Source organism: Gordonia sp. SL306 (assembly GCF_026625785.1).
Taxonomy (GTDB): Bacteria; Actinomycetota; Actinomycetes; order Mycobacteriales; family Mycobacteriaceae; genus Gordonia.
Map to the genome: position 1 here is coordinate 4672985 of NZ_CP113063.1, position 17139 is coordinate 4690123.

Annotated in this window: 17 protein-coding genes and 1 pseudogene; 16 read left to right on the forward strand and 2 right to left on the reverse strand. The window is 67.7% G+C overall.

Annotated features, from left to right (window positions below; genetic code table 11):
- The first annotated feature begins 89 nt into the window (after positions 1–89).
- The 7 genes from rbfA (at position 90) to truB (ending at position 6305) form a co-directional block, all read left to right on the forward strand.
- On the forward strand, positions 90–563 hold the full coding sequence (gene rbfA, locus OVA31_RS21370; RefSeq protein WP_267628567.1) for a 30S ribosome-binding factor RbfA: 474 nt from the start codon (positions 90–92) through the stop codon (positions 561–563).
- Positions 560–1516, forward strand: a complete 957-nt coding sequence (locus OVA31_RS21375; protein ID WP_267628568.1) for a DHH family phosphoesterase — start codon at positions 560–562, stop codon at positions 1514–1516. The genes rbfA and OVA31_RS21375 overlap by 4 nt, the downstream gene beginning before the upstream one ends.
- Positions 1517–1521: 5 nt before the next feature.
- The gene (locus OVA31_RS21380; protein WP_267628569.1) at positions 1522–2871 is read left to right on the forward strand and encodes an MATE family efflux transporter; all 1350 of its coding nucleotides are present in this window, start codon (positions 1522–1524) and stop codon (positions 2869–2871) included.
- 67 nt (positions 2872–2938) lie between these two features.
- Positions 2939–3694: an esterase/lipase family protein gene (locus OVA31_RS21385; protein ID WP_267628570.1), complete on the forward strand. Its 756-nt coding sequence runs from the start codon at positions 2939–2941 to the stop codon at positions 3692–3694.
- Between the two features lie 64 nt (positions 3695–3758).
- On the forward strand, positions 3759–4748 hold the full coding sequence (locus OVA31_RS21390; protein WP_267628571.1) for a metallophosphoesterase family protein: 990 nt from the start codon (positions 3759–3761) through the stop codon (positions 4746–4748).
- Positions 4745–5401 (forward strand): 4'-phosphopantetheinyl transferase family protein, encoded by a 657-nt coding sequence (locus tag OVA31_RS21395; RefSeq protein ID WP_267628572.1) that lies wholly within the window; start codon positions 4745–4747, stop codon positions 5399–5401. Before OVA31_RS21390 ends, OVA31_RS21395 begins: the two co-directional genes overlap by 4 nt.
- Position 5402: 1 nt before the next feature.
- Positions 5403–6305: a tRNA pseudouridine(55) synthase TruB gene (gene truB, locus OVA31_RS21400; protein ID WP_267628573.1), complete on the forward strand. Its 903-nt coding sequence runs from the start codon at positions 5403–5405 to the stop codon at positions 6303–6305.
- 17 nt (positions 6306–6322) lie between these two features.
- On the opposite strand, the gene OVA31_RS21405 is transcribed toward truB, so the two are convergent.
- A complete protein-coding gene (locus OVA31_RS21405) occupies positions 6323–7078 on the reverse strand; it encodes a metal-dependent transcriptional regulator (RefSeq protein WP_267628574.1) in 756 nt (251 codons plus the stop codon).
- Between the two features lie 161 nt (positions 7079–7239).
- Here OVA31_RS21405 and OVA31_RS21410 point away from each other — a divergent pair, with 161 nt between their 5' ends.
- The 5 genes from OVA31_RS21410 to OVA31_RS21430 all read left to right on the forward strand — a co-directional run bounded on the left by OVA31_RS21410 (position 7240) and on the right by OVA31_RS21430 (position 13694).
- Complete coding sequence (locus OVA31_RS21410) at positions 7240–8208, forward strand: bifunctional riboflavin kinase/FAD synthetase (RefSeq protein WP_164308298.1); 969 nt, start codon at positions 7240–7242, stop codon at positions 8206–8208.
- A 159-nt stretch (positions 8209–8367) separates the two neighbouring features.
- Positions 8368–8637, forward strand: a complete 270-nt coding sequence (gene rpsO, locus OVA31_RS21415) for a 30S ribosomal protein S15 (RefSeq protein WP_267628575.1) — start codon at positions 8368–8370, stop codon at positions 8635–8637.
- Between the two features lie 410 nt (positions 8638–9047).
- Positions 9048–11318: a polyribonucleotide nucleotidyltransferase gene (locus OVA31_RS21420; RefSeq protein ID WP_267628576.1), complete on the forward strand. Its 2271-nt coding sequence runs from the start codon at positions 9048–9050 to the stop codon at positions 11316–11318.
- A 109-nt stretch (positions 11319–11427) separates the two neighbouring features.
- The gene (locus tag OVA31_RS21425; protein WP_267628577.1) at positions 11428–12912 is read left to right on the forward strand and encodes a putative nucleotidyltransferase substrate binding domain-containing protein; all 1485 of its coding nucleotides are present in this window, start codon (positions 11428–11430) and stop codon (positions 12910–12912) included.
- A gap of 14 nt (positions 12913–12926) precedes the next feature.
- Positions 12927–13694 carry an NRDE family protein gene (locus tag OVA31_RS21430; protein ID WP_267628579.1) on the forward strand — a complete coding sequence of 256 codons (768 nt, stop codon included), beginning with the start codon at positions 12927–12929 and terminating at the stop codon, positions 13692–13694.
- A 158-nt stretch (positions 13695–13852) separates the two neighbouring features.
- Here the strand turns inward: OVA31_RS21430 and ald are convergent, their stop codons facing one another.
- Entirely contained in the window at positions 13853–14959 is a 1107-nt protein-coding gene (gene ald, locus OVA31_RS21435) for an alanine dehydrogenase (protein ID WP_267628580.1), read from the reverse strand.
- A 138-nt stretch (positions 14960–15097) separates the two neighbouring features.
- Between ald and OVA31_RS21440 the strand changes: the two genes are divergently transcribed.
- The 4 genes and pseudogenes from OVA31_RS21440 to OVA31_RS21455 all read left to right on the forward strand — a co-directional run.
- Entirely contained in the window at positions 15098–15586 is a 489-nt protein-coding gene (locus tag OVA31_RS21440) for an Lrp/AsnC family transcriptional regulator (RefSeq protein WP_267628581.1), read from the forward strand.
- A gap of 56 nt (positions 15587–15642) precedes the next feature.
- On the forward strand, positions 15643–16395 hold the full coding sequence (dapB, locus tag OVA31_RS21445; protein WP_267628582.1) for a 4-hydroxy-tetrahydrodipicolinate reductase: 753 nt from the start codon (positions 15643–15645) through the stop codon (positions 16393–16395).
- Between the two features lie 5 nt (positions 16396–16400).
- Entirely contained in the window at positions 16401–16880 is a 480-nt protein-coding gene (locus OVA31_RS21450; RefSeq protein ID WP_190268237.1) for a hypothetical protein, read from the forward strand.
- A pseudogene (locus tag OVA31_RS21455) lies at positions 16877–17092 on the forward strand (flavodoxin family protein); the annotation flags it as partial. The gene OVA31_RS21450 and the pseudogene OVA31_RS21455, both read left to right, overlap by 4 nt.
- Positions 17093–17139 lie beyond the last annotated feature (47 nt).

Here is a 17139-nt window from a genome sequence, read left to right on the forward strand (position 1 = left end):
GCGCGCCGTTCGCCGAGCTCCCCTTCCCGTCCGCGCCGTCGAGTGTGGACGGGAAGGGGAGTGGTTTTCCCCGATGGAAAGGATCGAAGATGGTTGATACGGCGAGGGCTGCCCGCATGGCAAAGCGCATCTCGTCGATCGTCGCCTCGGCGATCGGCACCGAGATCAAGGACCCGCGGCTCGCCCACGTGACGATCACCGACGCTCGTGTCACCAACGATCTGCACGATGCGACGCTCTTCTACACCGTGATGGGGGAGTCGATCGACGCCGAACCCGACTACGAGGCAGCAGCGGCCGGACTGGCAAAGGCCACCGGCATCCTGCGCTCCAAGGTCGGCGCAGGCACCGGGGTGCGGTTCACCCCGACCCTCACGTTCGTGCTCGACACGGTTCCCGACTCCGCCCGACACATGGAAGAGCTCGTCGCCCGGGCCCGTGCCAACGACGAGATGGTGGCGCGGCAGGCGCAGGAGGCAACTCCGGCAGGCGATGTCGATCCCTACCGTGCCCGTGAGGACGACATCGAGAATGGCACGGGCAAGGACGGCTCCGTCGAGTGACTGCCTCGACGAGTGCGGCGGTCGCCCGAGAGCTGACCGACGCCCCGGCGGTGACCATCCTCTGTCACGTCCGCCCCGATGCGGACACCATCGGCAGTGGGCTGGCGCTCGGATTGGCGCTCGACCGACAGGGCGTCGACGTGGAGGTCGCCTTCCCGGACACGGTTGCACTGCCGTCGACACTGGCCGGGTTGCCCGGTAGCACCCTGCTGGTCGCGGCGCAGGAGGTGGTCGGACATCCGGTGGTGGTCTCGGTGGACGCGGCCAGTCTGGGCCGCCTGGATTCGCTGGCCGCGGTGTTCACCGCCGCCGAGCGGTCGATGACCATCGATCACCACGCCTCAAACACGGGATTCGGCGATCTCGACCTCATCGACGCCGCCGCGGACTGTACGGCCGTACTGGTGTTGTCGGTGCTCGACGACCTGGGCGTGGAGATCGACGACGACATCGCGACGTGTCTCTACGCGGGTCTCGTGACCGATACCGGCTCGTTCCGCTGGGCACGCCCCGAATCGTTCCGGATCGCCGCCCGCCTGCTCGACGCCGGAGTCGACGCGCGGACCTGGAGCCGCAACCTGCTCGACAGCCATCCGTTCCGGTGGTTCGAGATGGTCGCCTCGGTGCTCGGCGGTGCACGACTGGTACCGGAGGCCTGTCGGGGTGAAGGACTGGTCTACGCGATCGTCGGCCACGACGTCCTTTCCGGCATGAGCTGGGAGGAGTCGGAGAGCGTCGTCGACATCGTCCGGACCGCGAACGAGGCCGAGGTCGCCGCGGTGTTCAAGGAGACCGGCCCGGCGACCTGGACGGTGTCGCTGCGCTCCAAACGCCGCGTCGACCTGGTGCCGATCGCGGCTGCGCACGGTGGTGGCGGGCATCGTCACGCATCCGGTTACAGCGATGCGGGAACCGCCGACGAGGTCGTCGCGCATCTGCTGGAGTCGCTCTGAGTCGAGTGAGCACCGCAGGAACCGCGAGCGGGCGTCGGATAGCCGTCCTGACGGTCTCTGCGTTAGCGGTGCTCATCGCGCCACCCATCTACCTGCTGCTCGACCTGGCGGTGGTGGGTCGCCTCGGGGGCCATCAGCTCGCCGCTCTCGGGGTCGCGACACTCGTGCTCTCGGTGATCAGCACGCAGCTCACCTTCCTCTCGTATGGCACCACGGCACGGTCGGCGCGACGCTTCGGTGCCGGTGACCGCGCGGGTGCGGTGGTCGAGGGCGTACAGGCGAGCTGGATCGCGGTCTCGGTCGGCGCGATCCTGGTCGCCATCATGTATCCGCTGGCCCCGGTGGTGCTCCGCGTGCTCGTCGGCGGAGGTTCTCCGGAGGCCGAGCAGGTGGTGGTCGACGCGACGGGATGGCTGCGGATCGCGATGTTCGGAGTTCCGCTGATCCTGTTGTCGATGGCGGGCAACGGGTGGATGCGCGGTGTCCAGGAGACCCGTCGGCCAGTGATCTATGTGATCGCGGGCCTCGCAGTCGCCGCAGTCCTCGTCGTCGGACTCACACACGGCATCGGTCCGTTCCCACGCGTGGGCCTGGCGGGCAGTGCGGTCGCGAATCTGATCGGACAGGGCATCACCGGGCTGCTGTTCGCGGTGCGCGTCCTCCGGGACGCACGTCGCTCGGCGGTGACGAGCCTTGCGCCCCAGTGGTCGGTGATGCGCGCGCAGCTCGTGATGGCGCGCGACCTCGTCCTGCGGAGCCTCTCGTTCCAGGTGTGCTTCCTGTCCGCGGCCGCCGTCGCGGCACGCTTCGGGGTGTCGGCCGTGGCGGCCCATCAGGTGGTGCTGCAACTGTGGGAGTTCATGTCCTTGTTCCTCGACTCCCTGGCGATCGCCGCGCAGGCGCTGGTCGGCGCCGCGCTCGGCGGGGGTGCGGTGGGAGCCGCCGTCGGCGTCGCCCGCCGCGTGACCGTGGTGTCGCTGCTCGCCGCGGGTCTGATGGCGGGTGTGTTCGCACTGGGCGCTGGGTTGATCCCGCGCCTGTTCACCTCCGATCCGGAGATCCTCGATGCGATCGCGGTGCCGTGGTGGTTCTTTGTCGCGATGCTGCCGATCGCAGGCATCGTGTTCGCGCTCGACGGAGTCCTCCTCGGCAGCGGTGACGCCGGCTTCCTGCGTACCGCAACACTTGTCGCTGCCCTGGTCGGATTCTTACCGCTGATCTGGATGTCGCTCGCCTTCGACTGGGGACTTGCGGGGATCTGGACCGGGCTGGTGGTGTTCATGCTGCTGCGACTTGCCGCGGTGCTCGTGCGCGTCCGATCCGGTCGCTGGCACCGCACCGGGGTGGACGCCTGAGTCATCCGGTCGGACGGTTCGGGTCCGCCCAGGGGGAGATGCGACCAAGTTCGGTTACCCTTACCTGATGTCGATCCGCTCTCTCGTCGTCCTCGTCACCGGCGTCCTCGCCATGATTCTCTCCGTCGTCGCCGCGCCCTCGGCGAACGCCGCGCCCCCGACGACGCGAGTGCTGATCATCCCAGGCCAATACGTCGGCGCGGTGCCCTTCGCGCCGATGGCCGACAATCTGACCTCCCGGGGTTATCCGACCACGGTGCTCGACCTGCCCGGATTCGACATGAAGACCGATGCGAAGAAGATCGGCGCCGCGGTCGACCGGATCCATCGCGAGCATCCGACAGATCGAATCGCGCTGGTGGGCCACAGCATCGGCGGCGTGAGTGCGCGCTACTACCTGAAGGAGATGGGCGGGCACGCCAAGGTTGCGACCTACGTGGCGGCCGGCTCGCCCCAATACGGCTCGCCCGGGGCCTGTGGTCAGCAGGCGGCGCCCGAGGTCTGCCCGGGTACCCCGTTCATGACATCGCTGAACAAGGGTGACGACACCCCGGGGAAGACCGAGTACTACGGGGTGCGCAGCGCGCGCGAGTGGGTCGACGGTCACCTCGACGGCGGGCAATGCCGGGTCACCCCGATCCCGGCGAACGAGTCGTTGCCGAGGCTCGGTCTCGAGCACACCTTCGAGCCCTTCGACCCGAAGATCTGGGACGTCACGGTCGCCGCGATCAACGGGCAGTGCCGCGGGCGGTTCGTCACCGAGCCGGACGGCGTCCTGACCTACCAGAAGTCGGCACTGCCCGGGGCGCCGGGCCACCGCTGAGTCACCGCGGTCGTGGGTGCGGCCGCTCGGAGGTGAGCCACCGCACATCGTTACGCTGGTTGGCATGGCGACGTTGTGGGCAATCAGTGATCTCCATGTCGCACATCGGGGCAACGAGCACATCGTCGACCAGCTGCGGCCGCAGAGCAGCGACGACTGGCTGATCGTCGCGGGCGACGTGGCCGAGCGCACCGACGACATCATCGACACGCTGCGGCGGCTGCGTACCCGGTTCCACACGGTGGTGTGGGTGCCGGGCAACCACGAGCTCTACACGACCGCCAAGGATCCGCTGCAGATCTTCGGTGTGGCGCGCTATGACTACCTGGTCCAGGCGTGCCGCGACATCGGCGTGGTCACCCCCGAGGACATCTATCCGCTGTTCGACCCGGGCAACGGCGCACAGCCGGTGCGGGTGGTGCCGATGTTCCTGCTCTACGACTACACATTCCGTCCCGAGGGCACGACGACGACTCTCACCGCGCTCGCGCTGGCCCGCGAACGCAACGTGGTCGCCACCGACGAATTCCTGCTGTCGCCCGAGCCCTATCCGACCCGGGATGCCTGGGGGCGGGCACGCGTGGAGGCGACCCGGAGCAGGCTCGAGGCCATCGATCCGTCCGAGCCGACGGTGTTGATCAATCACTGGCCGTTGCGGCGTGAACCCACCGATGCGCTGATGTACCCGGAGTTCGCGTTGTGGTGCGGCAGCGAGCTGACCGCGGACTGGCACACCCGCTACCACGCCGCCTGCTGCGTGTACGGCCACCTCCACATCCCACGGACCACCTGGTACGACGGCGTGCGCTTCGAGGAGGTGTCGGTCGGATACCCGCGGGAGTGGAAGCGTCGTGGGCTACCGGAGCCGTTGCTGCGGGCCATCATCCCCGACCCGGGACTCACCGAGGCCGACCTGCCCGGACATGGCGCCCGGTTCGAGCTGCCGCCGGACTACGAGGAGCGCGCGCAGGAGTTCGCCCGGCGAATCCAGGAACGCAGGGAACGACGGGCGGCGCGCTCGGGCGGCCGGACCGATCGCGAGGAGCCACGTTGATCGAACAGCTGGTGCCCAGCGGTGTGGCGTCGGCAGAGGCCTTCGAGGACCCGCCCGGAATCGAACCGATGCCGGCCGAGCGCACGCTCATCGAACGAGCTGTCGAGAAGCGTCGCCGCGAGTTCACCACCGCACGACACTGCGCCCGACAGGCAATGTCCGAACTGGGGATCGGGCCGACGCCGATCATGCGGGGCGAGCGCGGGATGCCGCTGTGGCCAGAACGCGTGGTCGGAAGTCTCACGCACTGCGACGGCTACCGGGCCGCGGTGGTCGCCTACTCGTTGCAGGTACGGTCGCTCGGCATCGACGCCGAGCCGCACGAACAGCTTCCCGACGGCGTGCTCGAGCACACCAGCATCGCCGACGAGCGTGATGTCCTCGCCGGCCGTCCGTCCGGCTTGCACTGGGATCGACTCCTGTTCTGCGCCAAGGAAGCAACCTACAAGGCGTGGTTCCCGATCACGCAGCGCTGGCTCGGGTTCGAGGACGCCCACATCACGTTCGAGCAGACAGCCCCACAGGCGGGGACCTTCACCTCGCGAATCCTCATCGACGGCACGGCCGTCGACGGCGGCGCCCCCTTGCGAGAACTGTCCGGCCGCTGGCTCGTCGACCGCGGACTGATCACCACGTCGATCGCACTCGTCTGACATGGCCGACGCATCCATCGAGAACGCCGGGCTGGTCATCGTCGACAAGGACGCGGGCATGACGAGCCACGATGTCGTGTCCCGATGCCGGAAGCTGTTCAACACCAGGCGGGTCGGACATGCGGGCACGCTCGACCCGATGGCGACCGGAGTCCTGGTGATCGGAGTCGAACGCGCCACCAAACTGCTCGGGCTCCTGTCCCTGACCACCAAGGCGTACACCGCGACGATCCGCCTGGGTGCCGGCACCGATACCGACGACCGTGAGGGCGAGATCATCTCCCGCGCGGATGCCACGCACGTGACCGATACCCAGATCGCGGCCGGGGTGGCCGAGTTGACCGGCGACATCGAGCAGGTCCCGGCCAAGGTCAGCGCGATCAAGGTCGACGGTCGGCGGGCGCACAGCCTGGTCCGGACCGGCGCCGAGTTCGACCTCGCCGCCCGGCCGGTGACCGTGTCACGCTTCGGGGTGCTCGAGACCCGGCGTACCGACGACGGTTTCGTCGATCTCGACGTCGAGGTCGATTGTTCGGCCGGTACCTACATCCGTTCGCTGGCCCGCGATCTGGGCGGTGCGCTCGGTGTCGGGGGACACCTGACGGCGTTGCGGCGCACCGCGGTCGGGCCGTTCACGCTCGAACACGCGCGAACGCTCGCCACCCTCACCGAGGGGCCACGGTTGTCGCTGACCATCGACGAGGCGGCGAAACTGTCGTTCCCGCATCGCGACATCAGCGACGACGAAGCGGAGTCGATCAGCCAGGGTCGGTGGCTGGACCCGGTCGGGCGCAAGGAGATCTACGTGGTCATCGACCCGTCCGGCCAGGCCATCGCACTCGTGCAGGAGAAGGGCAGGCGCGCCAGTTCGGTGATGGTCGTCCGGCCCGCAACGCTGCGCTGAGTCGTGAGGTCAGCGCCTCACGACTGCGGCACCAGGAAGATGGCCTGGGCGGCGACATCGCCGAGGTCGATGTGGTCGTTGCCGTCCACCGAGATCGAGATGGTGCCCGCGAACGGACGCTTCTCGATCACCGTCACCTCACAGTCCAACGCCACCCCGACCTCGTCGAAATAGCGGAGCATGTCCGGATCGGTGTCGGAAATCCTTGCCACCGTCCCGGATTCGTCGACGTCGAGTTCGGACAGGAGTTTCACGTCCGGGCTGGGCACCGATCCGTCGATGGCCGGGATCGGATCGCCGTGCGGATCTCGGTTCGGGTGACCGAGTTTCGCATCCAGCCGCGACATCAGACGATCGGAGACCGCGTGTTCGAGGACCTCGGCCTCGTCGTGGACCTCGTCCCAGCCGTAGCCGAGCTCGCGTACCAGGAACGTCTCCAGCAACCGGTGTCGGCGCACCATCAGGATCGCCGCGGTCTGCCCCTCCTCGGTGAGCGTCACTGCGCCGTAGCGCTCGTGCGAGACCAGACCCTGGTCGGCGAGTTTGCGGATCGCTTCTGACGCCGTCGATGCCGAGACGCCCAGGCGTTCGGCCAGCATCTTGGTGGTCACCTTGACCTCTGCCCACTCCTGGATGGTCCAGATGACCTTCAGATAGTCCTGGGTGACCGTGGACAGCTCCGTGACCGGTCGCTCCGGAGTGGGGAGTGCGGCGCCGCCGTCGGACTCGCCGGACGGCGGTCTGCCGGATCGGGCCGTGGGGGACTGGGGCATTCTTCGAGCTTAGGACGTGCCTTCGCCCAGAGCGAGACAGGTGGCGGTGTGTTGTCCGGGTTGGGGGTCCGTTCAACGTTCGTCGGACCCTGGGAAACTCGCTGTTCAACACCAGCGACCGGAAGTGGTTTGCGGGCCGGGTGGGCCGTAGGCTTGTGCGCGTGTTGCGTTGGCGAGGTCTCGAGGACATCCCCGCGGACTGGGGTAGGTGTGTGGTCACCATCGGTGTGTTCGACGGCGTCCACCGTGGGCACGCCCAGCTGATCCATGCCGCGACCGCCGCCGCCGCCGAGCGCGGCGTACCCGCCGTGCTGATGACCTTCGATCCCCATCCGGCCGAGGTGGTCCGTCCGGGATCGCATCCGCCACAGCTCACCACGCTCACGCGCCGGGCGGAACTCGCCGAACAACTGGGCATCGACGTGTTCTGCGTGATGCCGTTCACGCCCGAACTCGCGTCACGATCACCCAAGGACTTCGCCCACGACATCCTCGTCGAGACCCTGCATGCCGCCGATGTGGTGGTCGGCGACAACTTCACCTTCGGCAAGAAGGCGGCGGGCGACGTCGAGAAGCTGACCGAACTCGGACAGAAGTTCGGGTTCGAGGTGCAGGGCATCTCGTTGTTCGGTGAACACGCGGTGACCTTCTCGTCGACCTATATCCGTTCATGTGTGGCCTCGGGTGACGTGGAACTCGCGGCCGAAGCGCTCGGGCGGCCGCACCGGGTGGAGGGTGTGGTGGTCCGCGGCGACGGCCGTGGCCGCGAACTCGGGTTCCCGACCGCCAATGTGGCACCGCCGATGTACGCCGCCATCCCCGCCGATGGCGTGTACGCCGCCTGGTTCACGGTGCTCGGCGTCGGACCGGTGGTGGGGCAGGTGGTGCCGGGTGAGCGCTATCAGGCTGCGGTCTCGGTGGGCACCAACCCGACCTTCTCGGGACGCACCCGCACGGTCGAGGCCTTTGTCCTGGACACGAGCGCCGACCTCTACGGCCAGCACGTCGCCGTGGACTTCGTCGGCCGGCTTCGGGGCATGGTGAACTATCCCGACGTCGACGAGTTGATCACCGCGATCGCCGGCGACGTCGACGAGACGCGGAAGCTGCTCGCCCAGTCCGAACGGTGACGTGAACGGTGCCGCGACGATTTGGGTCGACAGGGTCTGCGCTGGTAAATTGATCCGCTGGCGTTGCTGCGGTCCGCGGTGGCGCGCCATCCGCCGGCCTCTGGGTAGATGCCGGCGGCCCCCAGACGAGCGCGGCACTGAGAATCCAGGAGTATCTCCATGGCATTGACTGTCACCCAGAAGAAGGAAATCCTCGCCGAGTACGGGCTGCACGAGACCGACACCGGCTCGCCCGAAGCGCAGGTCGCCATGCTGACCAAGCGCATCACCGACCTGACCGAGCACCTCAAGGAGCACAAGCACGATCACCACAGCCGTCGTGGTCTGCTGCTTCTCGTGGGTCGCCGTCGTCGTCTGCTCAAGTACGTCGCGAAGGTCGACATCAACCGTTACCGCTCGCTGATCGAGCGCCTGGGTCTGCGTCGCTGAGCGACCGGGTCACCCCAATACCATCGCCTCGGCCGTCTCCGTGTCACACGGGGACGGCCGAGTCGTTTATGCTGCTCAGCCCTCAATGATAGGCTGAGCACTGATCGTTGCCGTGAAAGTCCTGCTGGACGTGACGAACGAGCAGATCGGTCCTCGGTAGTGGCCGCCGGAACCCAGTCAGACCGGTTCCGGCCGCTTCGATCGAAGGCCGTCTGCCATACAACGCGGCGCGCATCTCGCGATCGCGCCCCCGCACGACCTGCACTTCTCTCACGGCTCCGTTCCGGGTCGGCTCTCTGCACTCGCAGTCGTCGCCGCACACCGTGGTGTGCACGGAGACGTGTCGACCCGCATCCACAACCGCAGCCGCCGAAGCGCGGTGGCTGACACGAAGGGATTTCTACATCCACATGACCGATGTGAACACCGACGTCGACTACGACGACGCCATCACCGAAGCCACCGCCGTGATCGACAACGGAAGTTTCGGCACCCGCACCATCCGATTCGAGACCGGCCGCCTCGCGCTGCAGGCCGCCGGATCGGTCACCGCCTACCTTGACGACGAGAACATGCTGCTGTCGACGACGACGGCTTCCAAGCAGCCGAAGGAGCATTTCGACTTCTTCCCGCTGACCGTGGACGTCGAGGAGCGCATGTATGCCGCGGGCCGCATCCCCGGCTCGTTCTTCCGTCGTGAAGGTCGCCCGTCGACCGATGCGATCCTCACCTGCCGCCTGATCGACCGTCCGCTGCGCCCGACCTTCGTCGACGGCCTGCGCAACGAGATCCAGGTCGTCGTCACCGTGATGAGCCTGAACCCGAACGACCTCTATGACGTCGTCGCGATCAACGCCGCGTCGGCGTCGACCCAGCTCGCCGGGCTGCCTTTCTCCGGTCCCGTCGGTGGCGTGCGCGTCGCGCTGATCCCGACCGAGGAGAACAAGGCCGGCCAGTGGGTCGCGTTCCCCACCGTCGAGCAGCTCGAAGGCGCCGTGTTCAACATGGTCGTCGCCGGCCGGATCGTATCCGGTCAGGGCGATTCGGCCGACGTCGCGATCATGATGGTCGAGGCGGAAGCCACCGACAACGTTCTCGAGATCATCGCGGGCGGCGCGCAGGCGCCGACCGAGGCGATCGTCGCCGAGGGCCTCGAGGCCGCGAAGCCGTTCATCGCGCGTCTGTGCGAGGCACAGCGCTCGCTCGCCGACGCCGCCGCGAAGGCGACCGGCGAGTTCCCGCTGTTCCCGCCGTACGAGAGCGACGTCTACGACGCCGTCGCATCCGCCGCGAGTGACCGTCTCGCCGAGATCCTCACCATCGCAGGCAAGCAGGAGCGCGACGACAAGACCGACGAGCTCAAGGCAGACGTCCTCGCCCAGCTCGGCGGACAGTTCGAGGGTCGCGAGAAGGAGATCGGCGGTGCCTACCGCTCGCTCACCAAGAAGCTCGTGCGCCAGCGGATCCTGACCGATCACTTCCGTATCGACGGCCGCGGCATCACCGACATCCGGTCGCTCTCGGCCGAGGTCGCGGTCATTCCTCGCGCGCACGGCAGCGCGCTGTTCGAGCGTGGCGAGACCCAGATCCTGGGTGTCACCACCCTCGACATGGTCAAGATGGCGCAGCAGATCGACTCGCTCGGGCCGGAGACGTCCAAGCGCTACATGCATCACTACAACTTCCCGCCATATTCGACCGGTGAGACCGGTCGCGTCGGTTCGCCGAAGCGCCGCGAGATCGGCCACGGAGCGCTCGCCGAGCGCGCCCTGATGCCGGTGCTGCCGAGCGTCGAGGAGTTCCCGTACGCCATTCGTCAGGTCTCGGAAGCGTTGAGCTCCAACGGTTCCACCTCGATGGGTTCGGTCTGTGCGTCGACCATGTCGCTGCTCAACGCCGGTGTGCCGCTGAAGGCCCCGGTCGCGGGTATCGCCATGGGACTCGTCTCCGACACCGTCGACGGCGAGACCCGGTACGTGGCGCTCACCGACATCCTCGGTGCCGAAGATGCCTTCGGCGACATGGACTTCAAGGTCGCGGGCACGAAGGACTTCGTCACGGCGCTGCAGCTCGACACCAAGCTCGACGGCATCCCGTCGAAGGTGCTCGCGGGTGCGCTCGGCCAGGCCAAGGACGCCCGGCTGACGATCCTCGACGTGATGGCCGAGGCCATCGACGAGCCTGACGAGATGAGCCCGTACGCACCGCGGATCACCACCATCAAGATCCCGATGGACAAGATCGGTGAACTGATCGGCCCCAAGGGCAAGACGATCAACGGCATCACCGAGGACACCGGCGCCAACATCTCCATCGAGGATGACGGCACCGTGTTCATCGGCGCATCCGACGGAGAGAAGGCGCAGGCCGCGATCGATCGGGTCAACGCGATCGCCAACCCGCAGCTGCCGAAGGTCGGCGAGCGATTCCTCGGCACCGTGGTGAAGACCACCGCCTTCGGTGCGTTCGTGTCGCTCCTCCCGGGACGGGATGGCCTCGTGCACATCTCGAAGCTCGGCAAGGGCAAGCGGATCAACAAGGTCGAGGATGTCGTGAACGTCGGCTCCAAGCTCCGCGTGGAGATCGCCGACATCGACGAGCGCGGCAAGATCAGCCTCGTGCCGGTCGACGACGATGCCGCCGCCGAGAGTGCGCCGGAGGCCGTCGAGGCCAACGCCTGATCGTCCTGAATCGCGCACGGCCCGTCACCCGCTCGTGGGTGACGGGCCGTTTGCGTCCGTCGTGGATAGGCTGACGGCGACGGCCGTGACGATCGGAGGACGAGGACTCGTGTCGGACACCGAGGGCAGGATTCCCCCCGAGAAGCTCACCGTCGCGCGCCGACGAGATCACGGCGTACCCGAACGGGGAACCGTCGACGACCTGCTGGTGACCGAGCCCGTCGTCGGGTCGCAGGCGATGACCGTGCGGGAGGCGGCCGCTCTGATGACCGAGCGTCGCCAGGAATACGTGCTGATCCCGTTGGGGGATCAGGAGTACGGGCTGCTCACCGACGCCGACATCCGGTCGCGGGTGGTGGCGACGGGGCGCGGCATCGACACTCCCGTCGGCGATCTGGTCACCGTCCCGGTGCATGGTGTGCGCCGTGACACCGCCGCCGTCGACGCGCTCACCGAACTGCTCGACCGGGAGCTGACAGTGATCCCGGTCGTCGATTCGACCGGCGACGTCGTCGGTGTGGTGGCGGCGGCGGACTTCATCGCGGCACCCTCGGGTCCGGGAATGTCGCTGCGCGGGCAGGTGTCCCGTGCCTCGACGATCGACGACCTGCAGGCGCGGGCGCAGCGCGTGCCATATCTGCTCGCCGACCTGCTGCGCCGTGGACAGCCCGTCCACGAGATCACCGCGGTGGCGTCACTGATTCACGACGCCGTCGTCCGGCGTGCTCTGGAGCTCGTGCTCACCCGACATCCGGACCTGGACTCCGATGCGGTAACCTGGCTCTCGCTGGGCAGCAATGCCCGCCGCGAACCGGTGTTGACCTCCGACATGGATTCCGCCGTGTCACTCGACGACGCGGTAGGCGACGACGGGATCGTCGCGTACCGGTCCGCGTTCGCCGAGGTCGACGAGATTCTCCGAGGGTCAGGGATGGCGATCGACGAGAACGGTGCGATCGCCTCCAAGCCACTGTTCGCCCGGACACACGCGCAGTGGCGTGCGGCCGCACGGGACTGGATCGAGGCGCCGCTGGAGAACAAGGGGATGATCTTCACGTCACTGCTGCTCGACGGGCGCCCGATCTGGGGTGACGAGGGATTGTCGGCGGTCGGGGAAGTCTTCACCGACCTGCGTTCCCATCCGGGCACGATGGGCCTCCTGCTGGCGGAGGCCTTGTCCTACAAGGCGAGATTGCGCTCGATGCGCGACATGCTGGCCCGGCGCGGCGACACCTTCGACATCAAGGCCCATGCGCTCACACCGCTGGTGAACATCGCTCGATGGGCCGCACTGAGCGTCGAGAGCACCGAGTTGAACACGCGATCGCGACTACGGGCGGCCGCAGGCAGTCCGATGTTGCCGGCGGACCACGCGACCACCCTGGTCGAGGTCTTCGATGTGCTGCAAAGGGTCCGGCTCACCTATCAGGTGGCGCAGTTCGACCGGGGTGAGCCGGTGAGCGACCTGCTCACCATGAAGCGGCTCTCGCCGCTCGATCGCAGTCTCGTTGCCCAGGCGGTCCGCGAGATCGCGGGTGTCCAGCGCCGGATGGTCAACCTGAGCCATTACATGCCGATCACCGACCAGTCGTAGCGAGTTGAAAAACCTTGTGTCTCATTCTGTTCGCCTGGAACACCGATCCGGATCAGCGACTCGTGGTGGCGGCGAACCGGGACGAGTACCACCGCCGGAAGACGGCGCCGCTGTCGCGCTGGCCCGACCTGCCGATCATCGGGGGACGCGATCGCGTCGCGGGCGGGACCTGGATGGGTCTCGACGCCGTGAATCCGTCGCGCGTCGCGATGGTGACCAACGTGCGGGTGGGCAGGCCGGGCGCACCGGGCCCGCGCTCCCGCGGCGCGTTACCGGTGCAATTCCTCGTGGGCGCCGATGGCCCCGGCGCGTTCGCGCAGCGGCTGCGCCGGGAGGGACACGCGTATCTCCCGGTGAATCTGCTCGTCGGCGACGAGCACGAACTGTGGTGGATCACCAACTGGCCGGAGCCGCACGCCGAACGCGTCGAGGTGGGGGTGCACGGCCTCTCCAACGGCGCGCTCGACAGCGATTGGCCGAAGGTCACCGACGGGCGCGCGACGATGACGCAGTTGCTGTCGCGGCCCGGCGGGACGGCAACCGTCGAGCCCTACCTGAACCTGCTCGCCGATCGGCGCCGTCCCGCCGTCGATCGGCTGCCCGACACCGGGGTCGCGGACGAGCTCGAGGCCGATCTGTCGCCGATCTTCATCGACATGCGTGGCTACGGAACGCGAGCCTCGACCGTCCTGCGGATCGGTCGAGACGGGCGCGGTGACATCACCGAGCGCCGCTTCACCTACCGCGGCCGTCGTCGAGGAACCAGCGCCATCCGCTTCTGACGCCGATCGGGCACAGAAACTCGTCGATCGGGCACAGAAACTCGTCGATCGGGCACGATCGTGCACCCATCGTGCGCGGCTACGCCGAGATGCGCACGGTCGATGAGATCTTGTGCCCGATCGGCGCGAAACCGTGCCCGATCGGCGGAGTCGGGGGGTCAGAACGGCGTGGCGGCAACCGGGATGTCGAGGGCCGCACCGACCTCCGGGGTGAACAGCGCGCCGGCGTGGGTGCTCAGTCCCGCGGCCAGCGACGCGTCGTCCCGGCAGGCCTGCTCCCATCCCTTGTCGGCAAGACGCAGGACGTAGGGGAGGGTCGCGCCGGTCAACGCCGACGTCGATGTCCGGGCGACGGTGCCGGGCATGTTGGCAACGCAGTAGAAGACCGTGTCGTGCACGGCGAACGTCGGGTCGTCGTGGGTGGTGGGACGAGAGTCCTCGAAGCATCCACCCTGATCGATCGCGATGTCGACCAGGACCGCACCCGACTTCATCTGTGCCACAAGGCTGTTCGGTACCAGGACCGGGGCCTTTGCGCCGGGGACGAGGACCGCGCCGATCACGAGATCGGCATCCCGGACTGCTTCGGCCAGCGCCAGGCCCGTGCTGTAGCGGGTGTGGACACGGCCGGCGAACCGGGCGTCGACGGCGCGGAGTTTGGCGATGTCGACGTCGAACACGGTCACCTGTGCGCCCATGCCGACGGCGATCGTGGCCGCGTTGACGCCGCTGACACCGCCACCGATCACGACGACATTCGCCGGTTCGGTACCGGGGACGCCGCCCATCAGCACGCCGCGGCCGCCTTCGGAACGCATGAGGTGGTACGCGCCGACCTGCGGTGCGAGTCGTCCGGCGACCTCACTCATCGGAGCGAGGAGCGGGAGGGAGCCGTCGGCCCCGCGGACGGTCTCGTAGGCGATCGACGTGGTCTTCGAATCGAGCAATGCCTCGGTGCACGGCCGGCTCGCGGCGAGGTGCAGGTAGGTGAAGAGGGTCTGTCCTTCCCGCAGCAGTGGGTACTCGGCCGCGATCGGCTCCTTGACCTTCAGCAGGAGATCGGACTGCTCCCAGACCTGCTCCGCGGTGGAGAGGATCTGGGCGCCGGCCTCTTTGAAGTCGTTGTCGTGGATGGCCGATCCCTCGCCGGCGCCCGCCTGGATCACCACGTCGTGGCCGCGGTGGTGGAGTTCGGCGACTCCCGCGGGGGTGATCGCGACGCGGTACTCGTTGTTCTTGATCTCGGTGGGGATGCCGACGCGCATGACGGTTCTCCTTGCGAATGGTTGCGGTGCGGGTGTGTTGACCTCAGAGTGAAGGAACTACGGAAGTGGCACAATATCTGTGTAGATCATTCTTAGAAGTGCCATGGTGGCGAAGATTCGACGAAACTCAGGAGTGGCATGACCGTCCAACCGAAGGATGTTCGGAGCGCGGACCGCGCCCTCGACGACACCGACCGAACACTGCTGCGTCTCCTGCAGACTGATGCGCGGATGCCGAACAGCGAGCTAGCGGCGCGGGCCGGGATTGCCGCGTCCACCTGCCACGGACGCGTGCGGCGGCTGACCGACCTCGGCGTGATCCGGGGATTCTTCGCCGAGGTGGACCCGGCGGCCGTGGGCCGCCCTCTCCGGGCCATGGTTGCGGTGAGTCTGCAGTCGGAGGCCCGGGGCGAGATCCGGCATTTCGTCGGTGAGATCGCCCGCCAGGACGCGGTGATCGACGTCTTCTTCCTCGCCGGCGCCGACGACTACATGCTGCATGTCGCCACCGCCGACACCGAAGCACTCCGACAGTTCGTCGAGATGCTCAACTCGCGGCGGGAGGTGTCCGGGACGACGACGTCGCTCGTCTTCGAGCATCGCCGGGGTGGTGCGCCGATCTTCTGAACGACGACGCGCAATAGAATCGGACGCGGTATGTCGCGAAACGAAGGGACTTCTCGATGTCAGGTGATATCCGGGTCGGTGTGCTCGGCAGTGCGGGCAAGGTCGGCCAGGCCATCGTCGCCGCGGCGGAGGCCGCCGACGGCCTGACGTACACGGTCGGGGTGGACAAGGGCGACCCGCTCGAGAAGTTCACCGAGTCCAACACGTCTGTCGTCGTCGACTTCACCCATCCCGGCGTGGTCATGGACAACCTGGAGTTCTTGATCCGCAACGGAATCCACGCCGTGGTCGGCACCACTGGCTTCACCGACGATCGACTCGACCAGGTCCGGTCCTGGCTCGCCGACAGTCCGGGTGTCGGTGTCCTGATCGCGCCGAACTTCGCCATCGGGGCCGTGTTGTCGATGCGTTTCGCCGCGCAGGCCGCGCGGTTCTACGACTCGGTCGAGGTCATCGAGCTGCACCATCCGCACAAGGCCGACGCGCCGTCGGGAACTGCCTACCGCACTGCGGCGCTCATCGCGCAGGCACGGGCGGACGCCGGGGTGGGGCAGAGTCCGGACGCGACGACCGACGAACTGGACGGTGCGCGAGGCGCCGAGGTCGACGGCGTCCGCGTGCACTCGGTCCGCCTGGCGGGTCTCGTGGCCCACCAGGAAGTGATCCTCGGGACGGAGGGGGAGACGCTCACGATCCGCCACGACTCGCTCGACCGCACATCGTTCGCGCCCGGGGTCCTCCTCGGCGTCCGCGAGATCGGCGGACGACCGGGCCTCACGGTGGGCCTGGAAGAGCTGATGGACCTCTGAGCGAGATGGCCGCCGAACCGAAACAGCGCGACGCCCGCCCGATCGTCTGGATGATCGGGTTCCTGGTGGTGGCGATGATCGTGTATTTCGTCATCCTCGGGGAGCGCGGGATCGACCTCATCTCGTCGGGGACGGTCGCCGGGATCGGCGTCGGGATCGGTGTGCTGATCCTGCCGTTCATCGGTGCATGGCTGATCTATGCGACGCTCCGGGCCGGCATCGAACACCAGCGGCTGGCCCGGATCATGGCCGAGGAGGGGCGCGAGCTCGACGTCTCCTCGTTGCCGCGCAGGGCGTCCGGACGCATCGAGCGGGACGCGGCGGACGAGTTGTTCGCCCAGGTCAAGGCGGAGTGGGAGGCGGAACCATCGGATTGGCGCAACACCTACCGGATCGCGCGCGCCTATGACTACGCAGGCGACCGGGGGCGGGCCCGCCAGATGATGAAACGGGCCGTCGCGCAGTTCAAAGGGGAGGAAACGTGAGCACCCTGCTGATCGTCCACCACACGCCTTCGCCGTATTGCCAGGCGATGTTCGAGGCGGTGATCGCCGGCGCGTCGTATCCGGAGATCGAGGGAGTGGACGTGGTGCGACGTGCCGCGCTCGCCGTCACCGCCACCGACATGCTGGAGGCGGACGGATACGTACTCGGCAGCCCGGCGAACCTCGGCTACATCAGCGGCGCGCTCAAACATTTAAGTCACGGATACCCCGCTATTAAGCATTCGCGGAGGTCAGCGGC